We start from the raw sequence: 22,488 nt of genomic DNA, 5'->3' as shown, positions 1-22,488 counted from the left end.
CATACGCATCATGGAAGGCGCCCAGGCCACCCCAGGCTGCGCAAAAGTACGTAAACGTGTGGAGGAGTCCCCGTGAAGGTCGGAATCGTCGGAGCCACCGGGCAGGTCGGCACGGTCATGCGCAAGATCCTCGCCGAGCGAAAGTTCCCGGCCGACGAGCTCCGGCTGTTCGCCTCGGCCCGGTCCGCGGGCTCCACGATCGAGTGGCAGGGCCGGCAGATCACCGTCGAGGACGCCGCCGCCGCGGACTACACCGGCCTGGACATCGTGCTCTTCTCCGCCGGCGGTGCGACGTCGAAGGCGCTCGCCGAGAAGGTCGCCTCCCAGGGTGCCGTCGTGATCGACAACTCCTCCGCCTGGCGCCGTGACCCCGAGGTCCCCCTCGTCGTCTCCGAGGTCAACCCGCACGCGATCAAGGACCGCCCCAAGGGCATCATCGCCAACCCGAACTGCACGACGATGGCCGCCATGCCGGTCCTCAAGCCGCTGCACCAGGAGGCGGGCCTCGTCGCCCTGATCGCCACCACCTACCAGGCCGTCTCCGGCTCCGGCCTCGCGGGCGTCGCCGAGCTCGACGGCCAGGTGAAGGCCGTCGCCGAGCACGCGACCGAGCTGACCCACGACGGCGAGGCCGTCGCCTACCCCGAGCCCGGCGTCTACAAGCGCCCCATCGCCTTCAACGTGCTCCCGCTGGCCGGCTCGATCGTCGACGACGGCTCCTTCGAGACCGACGAGGAGCAGAAGCTCCGCAACGAGTCCCGCAAGATTCTGGAGATCCCGGAGCTGAAGGTCTCCGGCACCTGCGTCCGCGTCCCGGTCTTCTCCGGCCACTCCCTCCAGGTCAACCTCCGCTTCGAGCGCCCGATCGGCGTGGAGCGCGCGTACGAGCTGCTGAAGGACGCCGAGGGCGTCGAGCTCTCCGAGATCCCGACCCCGCTCCAGGCGGCCGGCAAGGACGCCTCGTACGTGGGCCGCATCCGGGTGGACGAGACCGTCGACAACGGCCTCGCCCTCTTCCTCTCCAACGACAACCTCCGCAAGGGCGCCGCGCTGAACGCGGTGCAGATCGCGGAGCTGGTCGCGGACGAGCTCAAGGGCTGAGTCTCAAGGACCGAGACGCAAGAGTTTGAGTCTCAGGACTGAGCCTCAAAGGCCGAGTCTCACGCTCTCTCACGGGGCGGGATTCCGTACGGTACGTCCGGAATCCCGCCCCGCCGTGATGACCGCCACCGTCGCGAGCAGCGCCAGTACGCCGCCCAGGCCGAGCGCCCCCGTCACCCCGAAACGGTCCGCCGCCCGCCCGCCCAGCAGCGCCCCCAGCGCGATCGCCACGTTGAACACCGCGGCGAAGAGCGCCGAGCCCGCCTCCCTAGCATGCGGCGCGGCCGCCGCCATCCAGCCCTGGGCCGACACCGACACGCCCCCGTAGGCGAGCCCCCACACCACCAGCAGCACCACGCTCGCCGCCGCCGAACCGGCGGCCCCGGCCATCAGCAGCACCACGGCACCGAGCAGCGCGGCGATCCCCAGCAGCGCCCGGCGCGGATCGCGGGCCGCGACGGCGCCGCCCGCGAAGTTCCCGGCGATCCCCGCGATCCCGTACGCCAGCAGCAGCCCGCTGATCAGGCCCGTGCCCATGCCGTCCACCCGCTCCAGGACCGGCCGTACATACGTGTACGCGGCGAAGTGCCCGGTCACCAGCAGAGCGATGACCACCAGCCCGGCCCGCGCCCGCGCTTGCCCGAGCAGCCCCACCACCGTCGTCAGCCGGACCACCCGCTCGGCGGGCAACCGCGGCAAGGCCGCCGCGAGCAGCCCGGCGACCAGCAGGGCGAGCGCCCCCATGGCCGCGAAGGCCCAGCGCCAGCCCGCGAGCCCGCCCAGCAGCGTGCCCGCCGGTACGCCCAGGACCGAGGCCACCGCGATCCCGCTGAAGATCACCGCGGTGGCGCGGCCGGCCGCGGCCTCGTCGCGCGCCAGGCGTGCGCCGAGACCGGCCGCGATCGCCCAGACGCCGCCGATGCACACGCCGACGAGCACCCGGGCGGCGAGCAGCACACCGAAGCCCGGCGCGAGCGCCGAGAGCAGATGCGCGGCGGCCAGCAGCACCATCAGCGCGCACAGCACCCGCCGCCGGTCCGCGCCGCGCACGACGACGGGCAGCAGCAGGGCGGCGAGCGCGGCGACCAGCCCGGGGAGCGTCACCGTCAGGCCCGCGGTGCCGGAGCTGACGCCGAGGCCGGAGCCGATCGAGGTGAGCAGGCCGACCGGGAGCATCTCGGCGGTGACGACGCAGAAGGTGGCGGCCGCGACGACGGGGACGGACAGCGGCAACGCGCGCTGTCCGGGGGGACGTTCGGTAGTGGTGGAACTCATGCCCGCAAGCCTTCGCGGGGCGCGGCGCCGGAACAACGCCGAAGATCTCATCCTTCTATGAGCGGGGCTCATCGACGGGTCCCGCCGACGGGAGGAAGCGACGTGCTGGAGATCCGGGAGCTGGAGTGTTTCCTCGTCATCGCCGAGGAGCTGCACTTCGGCCGCGCGGGCGAGCGGCTGTACGTCTCGCAGAGCCGGGTCAGCCAGCTGCTTCGGTCGCTGGAGGACCGTATCGGCGCCCGTCTCGTCGAGCGCACGAGCCGCCGGGTGCGGCTGACCCCGCTGGGGACGCGCTTCCTCACGGATCTGCGCCCCGCGTACGAGACGCTCCGCGCGACGGTCGAGGACGCGAGGGCGGCGGCCCGCGGGGTCGAGGGCACGCTGCGCCTCGGCTTCCAGGGCACGGCCGACGCGCGGCTGGCGGAGGCGATCGGCGTGTTCCGGCGGGATCATCCGGCGTGTGTCACGGAGATCGTCGAGATCCCGTTCGCCGATCCGTTCGGCGCGGTGCGGCGAGGGGCGGTGGACGCCGCGATCGTGCTTCTGCCGGTGGCGGAGCCGGATCTGGTGCTCGGCCCGACGTTCTCGAGGGAGCGGCAGACGGTGGCGGTGTCCGTACGCCACCCGCTCGCGGCACGCGCCGCACTGGGCGCCGCCGAGCTGTCCGGCACCGCGCTGATCGCGGCGGCGGCGCCGGCCCCCGCGTACTGGCGCGAGGCCCATGCCCCGTCGGACGTCGCGGGGCCGGAGGTCACCACCCTCCAGGAGGGCCTCACCCTGGTCGCGGCGGGCTGCGGCGCGATGCTGCTGTGCCGGCTGACGGCGGAGTACCACGGCCGCCGGGACGTGGTGTTCGTCCCGGCCGAGGGGCTGCCGGACTCGGTGCTGGGCCTGGTGTGGCACCGGGACCGTGAGACGGAGCGGGTCCGGGCCATCGCGCGGGTGCTCGCGGAGGTGGCGTAGCACCCTGGCGGAGGTCCGGTTGCCCCACCGCACGCCGCCCGCCCGTCATGGAAGGATGGCCCCAAACATCACATACCGAGGAGATGACCGGGTGCCTGGCACAAACCTGACCCGTGATGAGGCGCAAGCGCGGGCTCGCCTGCTCACCGTTGACTCGTACGAGATCGATCTCGATCTCACCGGGGCGCAGGAGGGCGGCACCTACCGGTCCGTGACCACCGTGCGCTTCGACTCCGCCGAAGCCGGCGCGGAGACCTTCATCGACCTGGTCGCCCCCGCCGTGCACGAGGTCGTGCTGAACGGGAAGTCGCTGGACGTGGCCGCGGTCTTCCGCGACGCACGGATCGACCTGAAGCATCTGCACGAGGGCCGCAACGAGCTGACGGTCGTCGCGGACTGCTCGTACACGAACACGGGCGAGGGTCTGCACCGGTTCGTCGACCCGGTCGACGAGCAGGCGTACCTCTACACCCAGTTCGAGGTTCCGGACGCCCGCCGGGTCTTCGCGAGCTTCGAGCAGCCGGACCTGAAGGCCACATTCCAGTTCACGGTGAAGGCTCCCGAGGGCTGGACGGTCATCTCCAACTCTCCGACGCCGGGACCCGAGGACGTCAAGGACAACGTCTGGCGCTTCGAGCCGACACCCCGGATCTCCACGTACATCACGGCCCTGATCGTCGGCCCGTACCACTCCGTCCACAGCTCGTACGAGAAGGACGGCCGGAGCGTTCCGCTCGGCATCTACTGCCGGCCGTCCCTCGCGGAGTTCCTGGACGCCGACGCGATCTTCGAGGTCACCCGTCAGGGCTTCGACTGGTTCCAGGAGAAGTTCGACTACGCGTACCCCTTCGCGAAGTACGACCAGCTCTTCGTGCCGGAGTTCAACGCGGGCGCGATGGAGAACGCGGGCGCGGTGACGATCCGCGACCAGTACGTCTTCCGTTCGAAGGTGACGGACGCGGCGTACGAGGTGCGGGCGGAGACGATCCTGCACGAGCTCGCGCACATGTGGTTCGGCGACCTGGTCACCATGGAGTGGTGGAACGACCTGTGGCTGAACGAGTCGTTCGCCACCTACACGTCGATCGCCTGCCAGGCGTACCACCCCGACTCGCGGTGGCCGCACTCGTGGACGACGTTCGCGAACTCCATGAAGACCTGGGCGTACCGTCAGGACCAGCTGCCGTCCACGCACCCGATCATGGCCGAGATCCGCGACCTTGATGACGTTCTCGTGAACTTCGACGGCATCACGTACGCCAAGGGCGCGAGCGTTCTGAAGCAGCTTGTCGCCTATGTCGGCATGGACGAGTTCTTCCGGGGCGTGCAGGCGTACTTCAAGCGCCACGCGTTCGGGAACACGCGGCTGACGGACCTGCTCGGCGCGCTGGAGGAGACCAGTGGCCGGGATCTGACGGCCTGGTCGAAGGCATGGCTGGAAACCGCCGGTATCAACATCCTCCGCCCGGTGATCGACACCGACGCGTCGGGGGCCATCACCTCCTTCGCGGTGAAGCAGGAGGCCCCGGCGCTGCCCGCCGGAGCCAAGGGGGAGCCGACCCTGCGGCCGCACCGGATCGCGATCGGCCTCTACGAGCTGCGGGACGGCAGCCTGGTGCGCACCGAGCGGGTCGAGCTGGACGTGGACGGCGAGCTCACCGCCGTACCGGACCTGGTCGGCAAGCAGCGTCCGGCCGTCGTGCTGCTCAACGACGACGACCTGTCGTACGCGAAGGTCCGCCTGGACGAGGAGTCGCTGAAGGCGGTCACCGAGCACCTCGGCGACTTCGCCGAGTCGCTGCCGCGCGCCCTGTGCTGGGCCTCCGCCTGGGACATGACCCGGGACGGCGAGCTGGCCACCCGCGACTACCTGGAGCTGGTGCTCTCGGGCATCGCGAAGGAGTCCGACATCGGCGTCGTGCAGTCGCTGCAGCGGCAGGTCAAGCTGGCGCTCGACGTGTACGCGGCGCCCGAGTGGCGCGAGACGGGCCTGACCCGGTGGACCGAGGCGACGCTGGCGCATCTGCGCGCGGCGGAGCCGGCCGGCGACCACCAGCTGGCCTGGGCACGGGCGTTCGCGGCGACCGCGCGCACCCCGCAGCAGCTGGAGCTGCTGGCGGCGCTGCTGGACGGCCGCGAGACGATCGAGGGCCTGGCCGTCGACACCGAGCTGCGCTGGGCGTTCGTGGAGCGGCTCGCGGCGACCGGGGACTTCGACGAGGAGCAGATCGCGGCCGAGCTGGAGCGCGACCGGACCGCCGCGGGTGAGCGCCACGCGGCCACCGCCCGTGCCGCACGGCCGACGCCGGAGGCCAAGGCGGAGGCGTGGGCCTCGGTCGTCGAGTCCGACAAGCTGCCGAACGCCGTGCAGGAGGCGGTCATCGGCGGCTTCGTCCAGACCGACCAGCGCGAGCTGATCGCCCCGTACGCCGAGAAGTACTTCGCGGCGGTCAAGGGCGTCTGGGACTCCCGCTCCCACGAGATCGCCCAGCAGATCGCGATCGGCCTCTACCCCTCGCTCCAGATCTCGCGGGCGACGCTGGACGCGACGGACGCGTGGCTGGAAACCGCCCAGCCGAACGCGGCGCTGCGCCGGCTGATCTCGGAGTCCCGCGCGGGGATCGAGCGGGCTCTGAAGGCCCAGGCGGCGGACGCGGCGGCGGCCTGACCTGCACCCTTGGAGGGCGCCCCGGAATCTTTCGGTCCGGGGCGCCCTTTCATGTGCCCGGCCCGGGTACCTAACCGGCGCGCCGAGGTGGATCAAGGTTGTGTCCAGTCCGTGACCCGGCGTCAACACCCGCCCTTCGAAACCACTATGCTCCGATGCCGTCGTCATATGATCGTTTCCGTTCAGATGGTTTGAGGGTGCTGATGGTCCGTGAGGAATCGTCGCCCGGAAGTGGAAGCCCGCAGTCTGCGGCATCTTTCGTGTGGCTGCTGCCTGCCGCTCTGACCGCCGTCGCCACCGTTGTCGCGGTGGCCGTGGTGTCCGCCGGCGCACGGTTGCCGGTCGGGGTCGTCGGAGCCGTCGCCGTCGTGGCGGTCGCCGCCATGGGGGCTGAATCCGCTCGGCGCGGGAGAGTCATCGACGGGCTGCGGCGTGACGTCGCCGTCCGCGACACCGCTCTGGCGCGCCAGAGCGCCGAGACCGGGCACCTCGCCGGGACTCTGCTGCCCGAGGTCGTCGAGCGGCTGCGCAAGGGCGAGTTCCCCGAGGACGTCCTCGCCTCGCTCACCGCGCCGCACGAGCACCAGGCCGTGGTCCGGGCCGTCGTGGACGCGGTCGTCGCCGAGGAGGACCTGCGCGAGTCCGCGCAGCGCGCCTTCGTCAACATCGCCCGCCGCGTCCAGGCCATCGTGCACCAACAGGCCCAGGAACTGCGGGAGATGGAGGACCGGCACGGCAAGGAGCCGGAGGTCTTCGGCGATCTGCTCCGCCTCGACCACGGCACCGCGCTGATCGGCCGGCTCGCCGACTCCATCGCCGTACTCGGTGGCGCCCGGCCGGGCCGCCAGTGGAGCCGGGCCGTCCCGCTCTACTCCGTCCTGCGCGGAGCCATGTCGCGGATCATCGACTACCAGCGCGTCGAGCTGCACTCCGTGTCCGAGGTCGCCGTCACGGGCCCCGCCGTCGAGCCGCTGATCCACGCGCTCGCCGAGCTCCTCGACAACGCCACCCGCTACTCGCCGCCGCAGACCAAGGTCCATCTGACCGCCGTCGACGTGCAGTCGGGCATCGCCATCGAGATCGAGGACGGCGGTGTGAGCATGAGCGAGGAGGCCCGCAAGCGGGCCGAGCGGATGCTCCGCCAGGCCCAGCAGGGCATCGACCTCAACGACCTGGGCGAGACCCCGCGCCTCGGCCTCGCCGTCGTCGGCCGCCTCGCGCAGGCGTACGGCTTCCAGGTCTCGCTGCGTTCCTCCGCGTACGGCGGTGTCCGCGCGGTCCTCGTCGTACCGCAGGAGCTGATCACCACGACCGCGTCCGCGACCGGCCTCGCGCACGGCATCGGCGCCTCCTCGGTGCCCCGTACGAGCCTCCCGCCCGCCCCGGCCGTGCCCGAGACGCGCCAGGTGCGCCCGGCCACCGGCCCGGTGGCGACCGCCGACGCGCTCACCGGCGCGCCCTCGGTCGCGCCGCCCGCGCCGTCGCCGCTGGAGCCCGCACCCGTCGTCACCGAGCGGACGCCGAACGGCCTGCCGCAGCGCCGCCGCAAGGCGCCCACCGTGGCGCCCGCCGCGCCGGCGCCCTCGACCACCGCGGCTCCCGGCCAGGACCAGGAGCCCACACCTCAGGTGCAGCCCGGAATGTGGCTGGCCGCCTTCCAGAGCGGCCTCTCCGGGGAGTCCACCGACACCAGCAAGGGGAACACGCAGCCATGATTCAGCAGCAGGCCAATATGGACTGGATGCTCAAGGACCTCGCGGAGGGTGTACCGCAGACCAGGCATGTGGTCGTGCTCTCCGCCGACGGTCTGCGCATGGCCCAGTACGGCACCGACACCGACACCGCCGACCGGCTCGCCGCCGCCTGCGCCGGGCTGCAGTCCCTGGCCGGTGCCGTCGCCTCCGAACTCCCTGGCAGCGAAGGCCGGATGCGGCTGGTCGTCATCGAGATGGACGGCGGCTTCTTCTACTTGATGGCCGCGGGGGCGGGAGCGTATCTGGCCGTACTCGCCGAAGAGGGGGTGGACGCCGGCCTGATGGGCCAGCGGATGCGTGACCTCGTCCTGCGCATCGGCGAGCACCTGAGCAGCCCGCCGCGCCAGGACGGGCAGGCGGCCAGGTGAGCCACCCGGGCGGCGGGGACTGGGAAGAGGCCAGCCCCGAGCGGCTCTACGTGATCACGGGCGGCCGCAGCGGCATGTCCGTGCCCGCCCATCTCGACCTGGTCACCTTGATCGTGGCCAGGTCGGGGCCGAAACCCGGGATGCAGCCCGAGCACGCGGCGATCATCCAGATCTGCCAGGCCCCCCTGTCGGTGGCCGAGATCTCCGCGTATCTGAGCCTCCCGGTCAGTGTCGTCAACGTCCTCCTCGGCGATCTCCTCGCCGAGAACCGGGTCGTCGCCCGCGCACCCGTCCCACCCGCCCGTCTCCCCGACCGCGCTTTGATTGAGGCAGTGATCGATGGACTTCAGAGGCTCTGAGCAGGCCACCGCGGTAGAGCGCGGGCCGCGGAGCGAGGATGTGCTGCCGGCGACCGCCACCGCCGCCGTCAAGGTGGTGATCGTGGGCGGCTTCGGCGTCGGCAAGACGACGCTGGTCGGCTCGGTCAGCGAGATCCGTCCGCTGACCACCGAGGAGACGATGACCCAGGCCGGGGTCGGCGTCGACGACACCGCGGGCATCGGCGGCAAGACGTCGACGACGGTCGCGATGGACTTCGGCCGTATCAGCATCAACGACGAACTGGTGCTCTACCTCTTCGGCACCCCGGGCCAGGAACGCTTCTGGTTCCTGTGGCGCGGCCTGTTCGAAGGCGCGCTCGGCGCCGTCGTCCTGGTCGACACCCGCCGGCTCGAGGTCAGCTTCGACGTGATCGGCCGGCTGGAGGAGCGGGGCGTGCCGTTCGTCGTGGCCGTCAACTCCTTCCCCGACGCTCCCCCGCACGCCATCGAGGAGCTGCGCGGCGCGCTGGACCTGCCGGAGTCGGTGCCGATCGTGCGGTGCGACGCGCGGCAGCGCGGGTCGAGCCGGGACGTACTGATGGCGCTGATGCGCTATCTCCAGACCATCGCTGTTTCTACGGAGGCATCGTGACCACGCCCGACCCCGGAATCCTGCCGCCTCCGGGCTGCCCCGCCCACGGCAAGAGCGCCGATGAACTGCGCAGGCTGTACGGCCCGGTGGCCGAGGCCGATCCGCGGGCTCTGTACGAGTCCCTGCGCAAGGAGCACGGTGCGGTGGCGCCGGTGCTGCTGCACGGCGACCTGCCGGCCTGGCTGGTCCTCGGATACCGGGAGATCCTCGAAGTCACGCGCTCCCCTTCCCGGTTCACCCGCGACTCACGTCATTGGCGGATGTTCCAGGAGGGGAGGGTCGCCCCGGACTCGCCCCTGCGCCCCATGGTCGAGTGGAGCCCGAACTGCATCTTCGTCGACGGCGAGGAGCACCGCCGGCTGCGCGCCGCGGTCACGGACAGTCTGGAGCAGTTCGACCGCCGGGGTATCCGGCGCTATGTCATCCGGTACGCGAACCAGCTGGTCGACTCCTTCGCCGCCGACGGACAGGCCGATCTGATCTCCGGCTTCGCGGAGAAGCTGCCCATGCTCGTCATGACGCAGCTGCTCGGGATGCCCGAGGAGTACGGGGCTCAGCTGGTGGATGCCGCCCTGGACCTGATGAAGGGCACCGAAACGGCCCTCGCCAGCAACGACTTCGTCGTGGAGACGCTGCGGACGCTGACCGAACGCAAGAAGGTGGCCCCGGGCCACGACCTTGCGACCCGGCTCCTCGGCCATGAGGCCGGTCTCACCGACGACGAGGTCATGGAGCACCTGCGGCTCGTGCTCATCGCCGCGAACGAGACCACGGTCAACCTGATCGCCAACACGCTCAAGGTGGTGCTGACCGACCGCCGTTTCCGCGCGAACCTGGCCGGCGGCCATATGACGCTGCCCAACGCGCTGGAGCAGGTGCTGTGGGACGAGCCGCCGCTCTCGGCGATCCCGGGCCGCTGGGCCACCGGCGACACGGTGCTCGGCGGCAAGGAGATCAAGGCCGGCGACCTGCTGATGCTCGGGCTCGAGGCCGGCAACGCCGACCCGGAGATCCGGCCCGACCTGACCGCGCCGCTGCACGGCAACCGTGGTCATCTCTCCTTCTGCAGCGGGCCGCACGAGTGCCCGGGCCAGGAGATCGGCCGGGCCATCGCGGACACCGGCATCGACACCCTGCTGGCGCGGCTGCCCGATGTGCAGCTCGCCGTGTCCGAGGGCGAGCTCCACTGGCGGGCGGCCTGGCTGTCGAAGCGACTGGAGGCCCTGCCCGTACGGTTCACGCCACCGCGCTCGGCGGGACAGGGCGGCGCCAGGGAAGCGGCCTCGGACTTCGCCTCGACGATGCCAGGGCCCCTTCCGGCCACGGTTCCGGTGCCCCCTCCGGCGGTTCCTCCGGCGTCCACGGGCAGCCACGCGGTCCGGAAATCGTGGTGGAGGCAGCTGCTCGGGCAGTGAGACGCCCTATTGCCGGGGCGGCGTGGCTGAGTACTATGCGCAATAGTTGATCACTTCTGGTGACCAAGTTACTGGTGTGACAACAGAGACCGCACCGTACCGACCCGAGAGGATGGCCGAAAGTGGGGCCTGAGCTCATAGTTCCGCCGATCTTCTCTCCCATCCCCCCGGCGATCCATCCTCGGCACGCCGACATAGACGTCCAGACGGCGGCCTGGGCCGAAACGTTTCGCATCGGCTCCGAGGAGCTGAGGTCCAGGCTCGTCAGGCACGACATCGGCACGTTCTGCGCCAGGATCCTGCCGGAGGGCCGGGAGGAAGTCGTCTCGCTCCTCTCCGACTTCGTGCTGTGGCTCTTCGGCGTGGACGACGGCCACTGCGAGGAGGGCGAACTGGGCCGCCGGCCCGGCGAGCTGGCCGGCCTGCTGCACCGCCTCATCCGGGTCGCCCAGAACCCCGAGGCCCCGATGCTGGAGGACGACCCGCTCGCGGCCGGCCTGCGCGATCTGCGCCTGAGAGTGGACCGGTTCGGCACCGCCGGCCAGACGGCCCGCTGGGTGGACGCCCTGCGCGAGTACTTCTTCTCGGTCGTGTGGGAAGCCGCCCACCGCCGCGCGGGCACCGTGCCCGACCTCAACGACTACACCCTGATGCGCCTTTACGACGGCGCGACCTCCGTGGTGCTCCCGATGCTGGAGATGGGCCACGGCTACGAACTCCAGCCGCACGAGCGGGACCACACCGCGGTGCGCGCCGTGGCCGAGATGGCGTCGTTCATCATCACCTGGGACAACGACATCTTCTCGTACCACAAGGAGCGCAGCACCAAGGACTACTACCTCAACGCCCTGCGGGTGCTGGAGGAGGAACGCCGCCTCACCCCGGCCGAGGCCCTGGATCTGGCGATCTCCCAGCGCGACCGCGTGATGCGCCTGTTCATGAAGGTGAGCGAGCAGCTTGCGGAGCAGGGCAGCCCGCAGCTTCGGCAGTACCTCCACAGCCTGGGCTGCTTCATACGCGGCGCCCAGGACTGGGGCATCAGCTCGGTGCGCTACACCACCCCCGACGATCCGGCGAACATGCCGTCGGTGTTCACCGACACCCCCACCGACGACAGCGACGAGCCGCTCGACATCCCCTCGATCTCGTGGTGGTGGGGACTGCTCCCCACCAGGAACGCGACGCCCGGCGGTCGAGTGCCGTCCCAGCAGTCCGCCCAGAGCAAAGGACTCGTCGGTGGCCGTTGAGTCGCAGGTGGTTCCCCGCGCGCCCGGCGCGGTGCCGCTTCTCGGGCACGCCCTGAAGCTGTGGCGCGACCCGCTCGGCTTCCTCGGTTCCCTGCGCGCCAGCGGGGAACTGGTCCGGGTCGACCTCGGGACCATGCCCATGTACGTCGCGACCAGCGCGCGGGTGGTGAACGAGGTGACCGTCAAACAGGCGCGCAACATGGAGAAGGGCCGGCTCTTCGACCGCGTGCGCCCGCTCGTCGGCAACGGTCTGGCGAACTCGGGCGGTGAGACCCACCGCAAGCACCGACGGCTGATGCAGCCCATGTTCCACCAGCAGCGCATCGCGGGCTACGCGTCGATCATGAGCGAGCGCGCGTTGGCGCTCACCGAGTCCTGGACACCAGGGCAGGAGATCGCCGTCGAGCAGGTGATGAGCGAGTACACGATCGAGACGCTGGCGGAGACGATGTTCTCGGCGGACCTCGGCCGGCCCGCGGTCGAGGCCGTGCGCCGGAACTTCCCCATCATCCTGAAAAACATGCTGATACGCGCCGCGTCGCCGAAGTTCCTCGACCGGCTGCCCATCCGTCCCAACCGGGAGTTCGACGCCGCCGCCTCGCGCATGCGCGAGGTCATCGACGAGGTGATCGCCTCGACGCGGAAGTCGGGGCAGACGGACCAGCCGGACCTGCTCTCGGTACTGCTCTCGGCCCGGGACGCGGACACCGGGGAGGCTCTCACGGACACCGAGGTGCGCGACCAGATCGTCACCATCCTCTTCGCCGGCACCGAGACCACCGCCTCCACGCTCGCCTGGGCCTTCCATGAGCTGGCCCGGCATCCTGAGGTCGAGAAGCAGCTGGTGGCCGAGATCGACGAGGTCGTCGGCGACCGGCCGGTGACCGCCGGGGACATCCCCCGTCTCCCGGCGATCCGGCGGGTGCTCGACGAGACGATCCGGCTGTACGGCGTGACCATGCTGATGCGCCGCACCACGACCGAGGTGGAGCTCGGCGGGTTCACGATCCCGGCCGGTGCCGAGGTCGCGTTCAGCCTCTACGCCCTGCACCGGGATCCGGAGCTCTTCGACGAGCCCGACCGCTTCGATCCCGACCGGTGGTTGCCGGAGCGCAAGGCGGGCCTGGGGCGCGACGAGTACGTTCCCTTCGGCGCGGGCAACCGGAAGTGCATCGGGGACGCCTTCTCCTGGACGGAGGCGAGCATCGTCCTGGCGACGGTCCTGCGCCGCTGGAAGCTGCGGCCGGTCCCCGGCCATACGCCCAAGGCGGCGGCCTCGGCGATGGCGCACCCCGACCATGTGCCGATGACGGTGCTCCCCAGAGACGCGTGACGCAAGGGCCCGGCCGATTCGGCCGGGCCCTTCCGTCTCACTCCGTCACATCGCCGTACCGCGCCCGCAGTTCCGCCTCGCCCGCCGCGGTGAGCGCCCCGTGCAGCCGCATCCGCGCCACCCCTCCGTCCGGAAACGCGTCGAGCCGTACGTGGGTCGCGATCGCCTGCGCCGCCAGCGGGAAGCGGTGCAGGGTGTCGGGCTCCAGCCGGGAGCGCGGGATGATCTCGAACCACTCGCCGGTCTCGCCGTTGCGGCCGCTGAGCGCGATCCAGCCGGCCGAGTTCCCCTTCAGGTACGCGGTGTCGATCTCCACGGCCCGGATCGCCCCCTGCGCGACGAGCCGGAACCGCACCCAGTCGTTCGTGCCCCGGACCCGGCGGCGGCGGTTCTCCCAGCCGTCGTCCATCTTGCGGGAGGTGCCGGGCAGGATGATCTGCGTCGGCGACGAGTAGAACTTGTCCGAAGCGTCCTCGTACACCCCGCCGTTGAGTACGGAGACGAGATCGAAGGTTCCGAGCAGCCCCAGCCACTCGGGGTCCGGCACGACCTCACCGTGCACGCGCAGCCGGGCGATGCCGCCGTCGGGGTGCTGGCAGAGCCGGATGTGCGTCCAGCGGCGCTCGGAGGTGATCTCGAAGCCGTTGGCGGCGTGGCCGCGTACGGGGGTCGGCGGGACGAGCTCCTCCCACTTCACGTCGTCGGCGAGCAGCCGCGCGGGGCTCGGGGATCCCTCGACGGCCGCGGCCTGGACGGAGACGCGCTGCGGGTAGTTGCCCCGGAAGTGCGCGGTGTCCACGACGATCCCCCGGATGACGCCGGGCGCGCCGAGCCGGACGATGGCCCAGTCGTGCTCGTCCGGCTCCGGGAAGGTGTGCTCCTCGTCCGCGCCCCGGCGGCGGCGGGTCTCCCAGCCGTCCATGATCTTGCCCTTGTGCCCGAACCGCTCGGGGTCGAAGACGGCGGCCTCCCGCACGAGCAGGTTCTCGCGCTCGGCGAAGAACTCGTCGTTGGCGGCGACGACTCCGGCCCCGAGGCGGCGGTCGGCGAGGTCGACGAGCTCGGTGAACGGGAAGTACCCGGCGCGGTAGTCGGCGTAGGGGTCACCGCCGGCGTAGGGGGCGGCGTCGTTGGTGTGAGGGTCTTCGGCGTGCGCGGCGTTTGTCATACGGACGACTGTGCCGCCCACCGACACCCCAGGTCCATCGAATGTTTCCGCACAGTCCTTTCAGCTGGACTGAACGGTTGAGGTCCGTGTCAAGACCACCTGCCGCAACGCGGCCAGTACGTGCGCCACGCCCGCGCCCTCCTCCGCGCCACGGCGCACCGCCGCGATCACATGACGGCGCGGCTGGTCCACGCCGAGCACCCGCGTCACGACCCCGAGGAACGGGTCCGCCGCCACCATCCTCGGCACCAGTGCCACACCCATCCCCGCCTCCACCATCGCGAGGATCGCGTCCCAGCCGGACGCGGAGTGCGCCTGCTCGGGCATGAACCCGGCCGCCTCGCACGCCGCGATCGTGATCTCCGACCAGGGCCCGCTGCCCCCGAAGATCCACGGCTCCCGCGACAGATCCGCCAGCCGCAGCCCCGGCTCGGCGGCGAGCGGATGACCGGCCGGCAGCGCGACGTCCAGCGGATCGGCGAACAGCGGTACGCGCGTGAACTTCGGGTCGCGCGCGGTCGGCGCGTGCGCGGCGAGCGACAGGGCCAGGTCCACGTCCCCGGCGGACAGCAGCTCGTACGCCTCCGCCGCCTCCGCCTCCCGCACCCGTACCTCCAGGGCCGGATGCTCGGCACGCAGCCGCCGCACGGCGGGCACGACCAGCGCGGGCACGGCCGTCGAGAACGCCCCGACCCTCACCTGCCCCGCCTCCCCCTGCAGATAGCCGGCCAGCTCCGCGTCGGCCCGCTCCAACTGCGCGAACACCGCCTCCGCGTGCCGCAGCACCAGGTGGGCCGCGTCGGTGAGCCGCACCCGCCGCCCGTGCGCCTCCAGCAGCTGGACGCCGAGCTGCTTGGCGAGGTTGGTCAGCTGCTGCGACACCGCGGACGGCGTCATGAGCAGCGCGTCGGCGGTCGCGGTCACGGTGCCGCGATCCCGCAGCGTACGGAGGATCTGCAGCTTCTTGACGTCCCACTTGTCCCACTCGGCCATGCCCGCAACCTACAGCGGCCCCGCGCGAGGAGCGCGGGGCCGCCGGCACCGACCGGACCTGGGCCCAGGGCAAGGGCAGGTCGGGGGTCAGGTCCGGGTCGGGTCCGGGTCCGGGTCGGGTTCGGGTCGGGTTCGGCGTCGTATCAGCCACCCGAGGCCCGTCACGAGGGGCATTCGCGGCCGCTGACGCGCGAACGGCTGACACTCGCTCAAGCACCGCCCGGGGCCGGTCGAATAAAGCGGTGACCTGATCATCATCGATCCGATGGGAGTACCCATGCGACTGTACGCGCGCTGCGCGGCCGCCTCGCTGCTCACCGCCCTGTCGTTGACCGCCCCCGAGGCCGTCGCGGCCCAGGACCTTCACGACGGCACGGCGCCCGCGCCGCTGCACCGGTCGGCGGAGCCGCTGAAGGGCAGTTACATCGTCTCGCTGGAGGCCGGGGCCGACCCGGCCGACGTCGCCAGACAGACCGGGGTGAAGCGCAGGTTCACGTACAACCGGGCCATGCGGGGCTTCTCCGCGACGCTGAGCCCGGACCAGCTGAACGCGGTGCGGCTGGTGCCCGGGGTCAAGGCCGTGGAGGAGGACTCGAAGGTCTCCGCACACGACACGAGGGAACTGCGCAAGGCCGCCGCCAGCTGGGGGCTGGACCGGGTCGACCAGCGCACGCTCCCGCTGGACGGTCAGTTCGGGGTGAGCGGCACCGGCAAGGGCGCCACGGTGTACGTCGTCGACACCGGGATCGACTTCGGGCACAGCGAGTTCGGCGGGCGCGCCACGGCCGGGTTCGACGCGATCGGGGACGGGCGGGGCGGGCAGGACTGCGAGGGGCACGGGACGCACGTGGCGGGCACCGCGGGCGGAGCGACGTACGGAGTCGCGCCCGAGGCCTCACTGGTCAGCGTGCGGGTGCTCGACTGCAACGGCGAGGGGACCTGGTCCGGGATCATCGCGGGCCTGGACTGGGTCGCGAAGAACGCCAAGCAGCCCGCCGTACTGAACGCCTCGCTCGGCGGCTCCACCTCCCCCGCCGCGAACGCCGCTGCCGACACGGTGTTCGCCAGCGGGGTCCTGCCGGTGATCGCGGCCGGGAACTCGGCCGAGGACGCCTGCGGCATCTCGCCGGCCAGCGCCGCCCATGTCGTCACGGTCGGCGCGACCGACCGTACGGACAGCGAGACGGACTACAGCAACTACGGCGAGTGTCTCGACCTCTACGCCCCCGGCAGCGAGATCGTCTCCGCCCGGATGGGCGGCGGGAGCACCACCATGAACGGCACCTCGATGTCCTCGCCGCACGTCGCCGGGATCGCCGCGCTCTACAAGGCGGCGCATCCGGACGCCGACGCGCAGGCGGTCACGGACTGGATCGTCGCGCAGGCCACGCCGAACGCGGTCCTGAACATCTCCCAGGGCTCGCCCAACCGGCTGCTGTTCAGCGGCGGTCTGTGAGCACACGCGCGCAGGAGAGTGTGGCGGGGTACAAGCCCCGCCACCCTCGCCTCAGTCCGTTCCCCGCGCCGAGCCCAGCATCACTCCGCCGAGGATCAGCACCAGGCACAGCCCCTGCAAGGCCCCGAACGGCTCGTCGATGATCGCGAAGGACAGCAGCGCCACGCACACCGGCTGGAGGTAGTACACGATCCCCGCCCGCGCCGCGCCGACCAGGGCGATCGCCTTGTTCCAGGCGAAGAAGGCGACGGCCGACGAGAGGACACCGACGTACACGAGGGGTCCGACCGTCCCCGCCGTGGGCTGGAAGCCGCCCTGGACGGCGAGGCTGACCAGGAAGACCGGCAGCAGCATCAGCGCGCCGAGGACGAAGGTGGTGAAGAGGAAGGTGAGCCCGCCGAGTTCGGCCGGGCGGCGCTTGAGCAGGGCGCTGTAGGAGGCGAAGGCGACCGCGCCCGCCATGACCCACAGGTCGCCGGTGGTGAACTCCAGGGCGAGCGAGCCCTTGCTGACGAGCAGCAGCACGCCGGCGCAGGCGATCGTCATGCCCACCACCCGGCGGGCGCCGAGACGGGTGCCGCCGAGACGTTCGTACAGGGCCATGAGGACCGGCGACGCGGCCATGATCATGCCCATGTTCCCCGCCGTGGTGGAGACTCCGGCCTGGTTGACGAGGGTGTTGTAGACGGTGACGCCGAGCAGCGAGGCGAGGGTCACGAAACCGAGGTGGCGGCGGATCAGACGCCGCTGCCGCCAGGTCTCCCGGGCCGCGAAGGGCGCGACCGCCGCGATGGCGATGATCCAGCGCCAGAAGGCGTGCTGGACGGGCGGCACGGAGTCGTGGAGGGCACGGGCGGCGACGAAGCTCCCCGACCAGACGACCGTCGCGACGACCGCGAGGAGGACGCCGAGGCCGGAGGCCTGCTTCACCCTCCTCGTGGCGGTCGTCGGTTCGATGACGCGGACGCGGTCCAGGAGTGCCACGGCGTATCCCTTGCCTCTCTCCCCCGGTGGGGACTCGGTCTCGTTGCGGGCTCTACCGTCGCAGTTCCGGAACGCTCAGGTCCATCGAATCTTTTTGATCGATCCCTTCAGAATTCTTGAACGATCGGGAGGATCGCGACGGGAGCTGACCGACCACGGTCGCGGCGAACGCGATCACCATGCCCGTCAGCTGGACCGCCGTCAGGGCCTGGCCGAGCGCCGCCCAGCCGATGACGGCCGCGGTGATCGGGGAGAGCGGGCCGAGGAGCGTGGCGGAGGTGGCGGTGAGCTGCCCGATGCCGCGGAACCAGAGCCAGTAGCCGACGGCGGTGTTGGCGAGGGCGAGGTACGCGTATCCGGCCACGGCGCGGCCGTCGAGCGCGGGCGGCGCACCCTCGACGATGAGCGCGACCGGGGCGATCAGAAGTCCGCCCGCGGTGAGCTGCCAGCCGGTCAGGGCGAGCGGGCCGACACCCTCGGGCCGGCCCCAGCGCTTGGTGAGGACCGTGCCCGAGGACATCGAGGCGGTGGAGGCGAGTCCGGCGAGGATGCCCACCAGGTCGAGCGCGCCGGCCGCCTTGAGGACGACGAGGCTGACACCGAACGCCGCGGCGATCGCGGCGAGCAGCCCCCGCACGGTCGGCCGCTCACCGAGCAGCAGGGCGGCGAGGCCCACGACGAAGAGCGGGCCGACCGAGCCGACGACGGCGGCGAGCCCGCCCGGCAGGCGGTACGCGGCGAGGAAGAGCAGCGGGAAGAACGCGCCGATGTTGAGCGCGCCGAGCACCGCCGACTTCCACCACCAGGCACCGCGCGGGAGCGTGCGGGTGAGCCCGAGGAGGAGCAGTCCCGCCGGCAGCGCGCGCACCAGACCCGTGAACAGCGGCCGGTCCGGCGGCAGGAACTCCGTGGTGACGGCATAGGTGGTGCCCCAGGAGATGGGGGCGAGGGCGGTCAGGGCTATGACGGTGGCCTTGCGGGACATGGTCGTCCCCTCCGAATCGCAGTGCCAGGAAGTAGCTCGGTGATAAGTAGCTTACAGCTAAGCCACTTATCCGCAAGCAGCTTTCTCGTAAGAAACTTCCTTGTCGCTTACTTGCCGACGAGCGGGAGGGACGGGACACTGCGGTCATGGACTCTCAGGACCCCGTGGACGCGATCACCGCGCAATGGGCAGTGGTACGGCCCGACCTCGACACCGTTCCGATGGCCGTCTTCGGACGGATCTACCGGCTGTCGAGCGCCATGGCCGCCCGGATCGACAAGGCGTACGCGCCCTTCGGCATCTCGCGCGGCGAGTTCGACGTACTGGCGACCCTGCGGCGGTCGGGAGAGCCGTACACGCTCTCACCGCGCGAGCTGTCGGCGACGCTGATGCTGACGACGGGCGGGATGACCGGGCGGCTCGACAAGCTGGAGCGGGCCGGGCTGCTGAGCCGCAGCCCCGATCCGCACGACCGGCGCGGACTGCGGGTGACGCTCAGCGAGCGGGGGCGGGAGCTGGTGGACCAGGCCGTGGGCGCCGGGCTGTCGGCACAGCGGGAGGCCCTGGAGGGCGCGCTCGACGCGGATGAGGCGGAGCAGCTGGCCGGGCTGCTGCGGAAGCTGCTCGACTCGATGGGGGCGTGACCCGGTCGGGCCTGACCGGTGGGGGCCTGTTGGGGGCGTGCCCGGTGGAGGCGTGACCCGGTAGGGGCGTGACCCGGTAGGGGCGTGACCCGGTAGGGGCGTGACCCGGTAGGGGCGTGGCCGGTGGGGGCCGCTAGGGGGCGTGCCCGGTCGGGGCCTGTTGGGGCGTGATCCGGTACGTGAACGCGCGAGGGCGCCGCACGGTATGCCCACCGTGCGGCGCCCTCGTGCTGGTCTATCGCGTCAGGCTTGCTTCCGGGACTTGTCGAGGACCATCACCAGGCCGGCGATCACCAGGAAGAGGACGATCGGCAGAACGACGTACAGGCCGAGCGTCTCGCCCACGCTCAGGCCCGGACCCGGGTCGTCGCCGTCGTCGCGGGTGAGCGCGAGCGCGGGGGACGACATGAGCAGCATCATCAGCGTCGTACCGGCCGCGACGGCGCCGGTGCGCAGGGCGTTTTTCTTGTCCACGGTGCCAAAGTAGCGAACGGTCATACGAGCCGCGCGTCCGGGGTGCCCGTACGGGGAGCTCCGCGGGATCGACCGGGCGGCCGGAACACCTCCATCAGCGCGTGCAGCCGGGGCGACGCGGCCAGCTCCTCCAGGCTCAGCGGACGGCCCTCGGCATCCGCGACGGGCAGCCGCCAGTTCGGATACTGGTCCCAGGTGCCGGGCAGATTCTGCGGCCGCCGGTCCCCCACCGTGTCCGGCAGCCAGATGCCAACCATCCGGGCCGGGGTGCGCAGCAGGAATCGATGGACGGCCCGGATCTCGCCCTCCTCGTCGTGCGTGCCCTCGGGCAGCAGGCCGAGCCGGGTCAGATAGCCGCGCCACTCGGCGACCTCCGCGGAGTCCTCCGTACGCTCCTGCTCCAGTGGCCGGGCGAGCAGCCCCAGCCGGTGGCGCAGGTCCACGTGCCCACCGGTGAGGCGGGCCGCGGTGGACGGCAGATCGTGGGTCGTCGCCGTCGCCACGCACCCCTCGCGCCAGGCCTCCGGGGGCAGCGGGCGGCCGTTGCCGGCCCAGTCGCGCTCGAACCACATCACCGAGGTGCCGAGCACGCCCCGGCGCGTGAGGGTCTCGCGCACGCCCGGTTCGACCGTGCCGAGGTCCTCCCCTATGACGACGGCGCCGGCGCGGTGGGCCTCCAGGACGAGGACGGCGAGCATCGCCTCGGCGTCGTAGCGGACGTACGTGCCCTCGGTCGGTTCGGCGCCGCTCGGCACCCACCAGAGCCGGAACAGGCCCATGACGTGGTCGATGCGCAGGGCGCCCGCGTGGCGCAGCAGTCCGCGCAGCAGATCGCGGTAGGGGGCGTAGCCGGAGGCGGCCAGCACGTCCGGGCGCCAGGGGGGCAGGCCCCAGTCCTGGCCGCGCGCGTTGAACGCGTCCGGGGGCGCGCCGATGGACATCCCGGCGGCGAAGGCGTCCTGCTGCGCCCAGGAGTCCGCGCCGTCCGGGTGCACCCCGACGGCGAGGTCGTGGACGATGCCGACGGCCATCCCGGCGTCCCGGGCCGCCCGGGAGGCGGCGGCCAGCTGCTCGTCGGTCAGCCAGGCGAGGCGGCAGTGGAAGTCGACCCGGTCCATCAGCTCGCCCCGGGCGCGGGCGGTCTCGGGCGAGCGCGGGTCACGCAGGCCGGCGGGCCAGGAGCGCCAGTCGGAGCCGTACACCTCGGCCAGCGCGCACCAGGTGGCGTGATCGTCCAGCGCCTGGCCGCGCGCGGCCAGGAAGTCGCAGTACGCGGCCCGTCTGCCGGGGCCGAGCGGGATGCGCAGCACCAGCTCCAGCGCCCGGAGCTTGAGCTCCCAGACGGCGTCGCGGTCGATCAGCGCTCCCTTGTCGAGTACGGAGGCACGCAGGTGGCCGGCCTTCTCGACGAGCGCGTCCAGCCGGACGCGGTCCTGGCCGCCGACGTACGCGTACTCGGGGATGTCCTCGATCCGCAGATGGACGGGGTCGGGGAAGCGGCGGGAGGACGGCCGGTACGGCGACGGATCGGTCGGCGCGCCCGGCACCGCCGCGTGCAGCGGATTGACCTGCACGAACCCGGCCCCGAACGCCCGCCCGGCCCACGCCGCCAGCTCCGCCAGGTCCCCGAGGTCGCCCATCCCCCACGACCGCCCGGACAGCAGCGAGTACAGCTGGACGAGAAACCCGTGGGCCCGCTCCGGCGCCCGCGGCGCACCCGCGGGCGTGACGACGAGCGTGGCACGGGCGTCACGCCCGTCGGGAGTCCGGACGACCAGCCGGTGCACCCCGGCCGGCAACCGGTCCCAGCCGGGGGCCCCGGCGGGCGGGGCGGCGGGCTCGTCGTGCACGGGCTCGTCGTGCACGGGCTCGTCGTGCACAGGCTCGCCCGGCGCCACGGCCGCGCCGGGAGCGGGGTCGCCGGGAGCCGGCTCGTCGGCGTCGGACACGCCGGGCGCCGGCGATCGTGGTGCCGGTTCGTGCCATTCCGTCGTGGCGCCGGACTCCAGGCGCACCCGGACGCGTGTGCCGCGCGGGAGGGGGGCGGGGGGCTCCGTGGCCGGGAGCCAGAGGACGACCGTCGGCGGGAGCAGCCGGCGCGCGGCGGACGACTCGGCCGCGGTCAGGGCGACCCGTACCGCCTCGGGCGTGGTGGCGTCCACTCCCAGCGCGGCGAGTACGGAGACGACCGTGGAGTCGGGGACGGGGACGGTGACACCCGCCGACGGCGAGTGCGTGGTGGCGACACCGTGCAGCGCGGCGAGCCGGGCCAGGCCCATTCAGACTCCTGGGGGCTCCGTGCCGCCGGCGGTGCCGGGGGCGGTCGGTTCGCTGGTGAGGGGCGCGGGGGCGGCGAGCGGGGGCTCGCTGGTCAGCGGGGCGGCGTCGGCAAGCGGGGGCTCGCTGGTCAGCGGGCCCGGCAGCAGCGTCGGTTTGGACAGGGCGGAGAGCAGAAGCGCGGAAGCGGCCACGGGGGCCTCCCTCAACATGGACAACAGGACAGTGCAGCCCTACCCCGTAGGCGCGGCCGCAGACGTAGACCATTCGTCAACGTGTTCCGTGTCACATTCTGCTGCACCTACGGAAGCGGGTACGGCAGTTGAACAGAACGCGCGCGCCGGAGGGCAAAGGGGACACAACCGGCGCACGCGTTGACACCCTCACCGCACGGGTGGTGGGCTCGCATTC

20 protein-coding genes are annotated in these 22,488 nt (G+C 72.0%); 12 read left to right on the top strand and 8 right to left on the bottom strand.

The genetic code is table 11. The annotated features are described in order from the left end of the window. The first annotated feature begins 72 nt into the window (after positions 1 to 72). The gene (locus ABT342_RS04365) at positions 73 to 1,101 is read left to right on the top strand and encodes an aspartate-semialdehyde dehydrogenase (RefSeq protein ID WP_351566801.1); all 1,029 of its coding nucleotides are present in this window, start codon (positions 73 to 75) and stop codon (positions 1,099 to 1,101) included. A 69-nt stretch (positions 1,102 to 1,170) separates the two neighbouring features. On the opposite strand, the gene ABT342_RS04360 is transcribed toward ABT342_RS04365, so the two are convergent. Continuing rightward, complete coding sequence (locus tag ABT342_RS04360) at positions 1,171 to 2,376, bottom strand: MFS transporter (protein WP_351566798.1); 1,206 nt, start codon at positions 2,374 to 2,376, stop codon at positions 1,171 to 1,173. 57 nt (positions 2,377 to 2,433) lie between these two features. Here ABT342_RS04360 and ABT342_RS04355 point away from each other — a divergent pair, with 57 nt between their 5' ends. The 9 genes from ABT342_RS04355 to ABT342_RS04315 all read left to right on the top strand — a co-directional run bounded on the left by ABT342_RS04355 (position 2,434) and on the right by ABT342_RS04315 (position 13,096). Continuing rightward, positions 2,434 to 3,339, top strand: coding sequence for a LysR family transcriptional regulator (locus ABT342_RS04355; RefSeq protein ID WP_502965456.1), 906 nt, complete (start codon positions 2,434 to 2,436; stop codon positions 3,337 to 3,339). A gap of 91 nt (positions 3,340 to 3,430) precedes the next feature. Continuing rightward, the gene (gene pepN, locus ABT342_RS04350) at positions 3,431 to 6,007 is read left to right on the top strand and encodes an aminopeptidase N (protein WP_351566794.1); all 2,577 of its coding nucleotides are present in this window, start codon (positions 3,431 to 3,433) and stop codon (positions 6,005 to 6,007) included. Between the two features lie 203 nt (positions 6,008 to 6,210). After that, positions 6,211 to 7,722, top strand: a complete 1,512-nt coding sequence (locus tag ABT342_RS04345) for a sensor histidine kinase (protein WP_351567302.1) — start codon at positions 6,211 to 6,213, stop codon at positions 7,720 to 7,722. Beyond that, complete coding sequence (locus tag ABT342_RS04340) at positions 7,719 to 8,129, top strand: roadblock/LC7 domain-containing protein (protein ID WP_351566792.1); 411 nt, start codon at positions 7,719 to 7,721, stop codon at positions 8,127 to 8,129. Before ABT342_RS04345 ends, ABT342_RS04340 begins: the two co-directional genes overlap by 4 nt. Continuing rightward, a complete protein-coding gene (locus tag ABT342_RS04335; protein WP_351566789.1) occupies positions 8,126 to 8,488 on the top strand; it encodes a DUF742 domain-containing protein in 363 nt (120 codons plus the stop codon). The genes ABT342_RS04340 and ABT342_RS04335 overlap by 4 nt, the downstream gene beginning before the upstream one ends. After that, positions 8,469 to 9,101, top strand: coding sequence for a GTP-binding protein (locus tag ABT342_RS04330; protein ID WP_351566786.1), 633 nt, complete (start codon positions 8,469 to 8,471; stop codon positions 9,099 to 9,101). The genes ABT342_RS04335 and ABT342_RS04330 overlap by 20 nt, the downstream gene beginning before the upstream one ends. Continuing rightward, on the top strand, positions 9,098 to 10,516 hold the full coding sequence (locus tag ABT342_RS04325) for a cytochrome P450 (RefSeq protein WP_351566783.1): 1,419 nt from the start codon (positions 9,098 to 9,100) through the stop codon (positions 10,514 to 10,516). Before ABT342_RS04330 ends, ABT342_RS04325 begins: the two co-directional genes overlap by 4 nt. A 122-nt stretch (positions 10,517 to 10,638) precedes the next feature. Next, positions 10,639 to 11,763 carry a selina-4(15),7(11)-diene synthase gene (locus tag ABT342_RS04320; protein ID WP_351566780.1) on the top strand — a complete coding sequence of 375 codons (1,125 nt, stop codon included), beginning with the start codon at positions 10,639 to 10,641 and terminating at the stop codon, positions 11,761 to 11,763. Beyond that, positions 11,753 to 13,096 (top strand): cytochrome P450, encoded by a 1,344-nt coding sequence (locus ABT342_RS04315; protein WP_351566777.1) that lies wholly within the window; start codon positions 11,753 to 11,755, stop codon positions 13,094 to 13,096. Before ABT342_RS04320 ends, ABT342_RS04315 begins: the two co-directional genes overlap by 11 nt. A 37-nt stretch (positions 13,097 to 13,133) precedes the next feature. Here ABT342_RS04315 and alc read toward each other — a convergent pair whose 3' ends face one another. Then, positions 13,134 to 14,264 (bottom strand): allantoicase, encoded by a 1,131-nt coding sequence (gene alc / locus ABT342_RS04310; protein ID WP_351566774.1) that lies wholly within the window; start codon positions 14,262 to 14,264, stop codon positions 13,134 to 13,136. Positions 14,265 to 14,324: 60 nt separating this feature from the next. Further along, a complete protein-coding gene (locus ABT342_RS04305) occupies positions 14,325 to 15,257 on the bottom strand; it encodes a LysR family transcriptional regulator (RefSeq protein WP_351566771.1) in 933 nt (310 codons plus the stop codon). A gap of 277 nt (positions 15,258 to 15,534) precedes the next feature. Here ABT342_RS04305 and ABT342_RS04300 point away from each other — a divergent pair, with 277 nt between their 5' ends. Beyond that, complete coding sequence (locus ABT342_RS04300; RefSeq protein WP_351566769.1) at positions 15,535 to 16,713, top strand: S8 family peptidase; 1,179 nt, start codon at positions 15,535 to 15,537, stop codon at positions 16,711 to 16,713. A 51-nt stretch (positions 16,714 to 16,764) separates the two neighbouring features. On the opposite strand, the gene ABT342_RS04295 is transcribed toward ABT342_RS04300, so the two are convergent. Next, entirely contained in the window at positions 16,765 to 17,697 is a 933-nt protein-coding gene (locus ABT342_RS04295; RefSeq protein ID WP_502965455.1) for a DMT family transporter, read from the bottom strand. A 52-nt stretch (positions 17,698 to 17,749) separates the two neighbouring features. Beyond that, positions 17,750 to 18,682 carry an EamA family transporter gene (locus ABT342_RS04290; RefSeq protein ID WP_351566766.1) on the bottom strand — a complete coding sequence of 311 codons (933 nt, stop codon included), beginning with the start codon at positions 18,680 to 18,682 and terminating at the stop codon, positions 17,750 to 17,752. A 146-nt stretch (positions 18,683 to 18,828) separates the two neighbouring features. On the opposite strand from ABT342_RS04290, the gene ABT342_RS04285 reads away from it, so the two are divergent. Next, positions 18,829 to 19,326 carry a MarR family winged helix-turn-helix transcriptional regulator gene (locus tag ABT342_RS04285; protein WP_351566763.1) on the top strand — a complete coding sequence of 166 codons (498 nt, stop codon included), beginning with the start codon at positions 18,829 to 18,831 and terminating at the stop codon, positions 19,324 to 19,326. Between the two features lie 243 nt (positions 19,327 to 19,569). On the opposite strand, the gene ABT342_RS04280 is transcribed toward ABT342_RS04285, so the two are convergent. From ABT342_RS04280 to ABT342_RS04270, 3 genes are read right to left on the bottom strand one after another with little or no spacing between them, the layout of a single operon-like run. Further along, positions 19,570 to 19,800, bottom strand: coding sequence for a hypothetical protein (locus ABT342_RS04280; RefSeq protein ID WP_351566760.1), 231 nt, complete (start codon positions 19,798 to 19,800; stop codon positions 19,570 to 19,572). Positions 19,801 to 19,820: 20 nt separating this feature from the next. After that, a complete protein-coding gene (malQ, locus tag ABT342_RS04275) occupies positions 19,821 to 22,079 on the bottom strand; it encodes a 4-alpha-glucanotransferase (protein WP_351566757.1) in 2,259 nt (752 codons plus the stop codon). Beyond that, the gene (locus ABT342_RS04270; protein ID WP_502965454.1) at positions 22,080 to 22,289 is read right to left on the bottom strand and encodes a hypothetical protein; all 210 of its coding nucleotides are present in this window, start codon (positions 22,287 to 22,289) and stop codon (positions 22,080 to 22,082) included. Positions 22,290 to 22,488: the final 199 nt, after the last annotated feature.

Origin of the sequence: Streptomyces sp. NPDC000410 (genome assembly GCF_040300305.1) — a bacterium.
Lineage (GTDB): Bacteria > Actinomycetota > Actinomycetes > Streptomycetales > Streptomycetaceae > Streptomyces.
The sequence above is the reverse complement of the archived record's forward strand: the minus strand, read 5'-3'. Positions and strand labels throughout refer to the sequence as shown.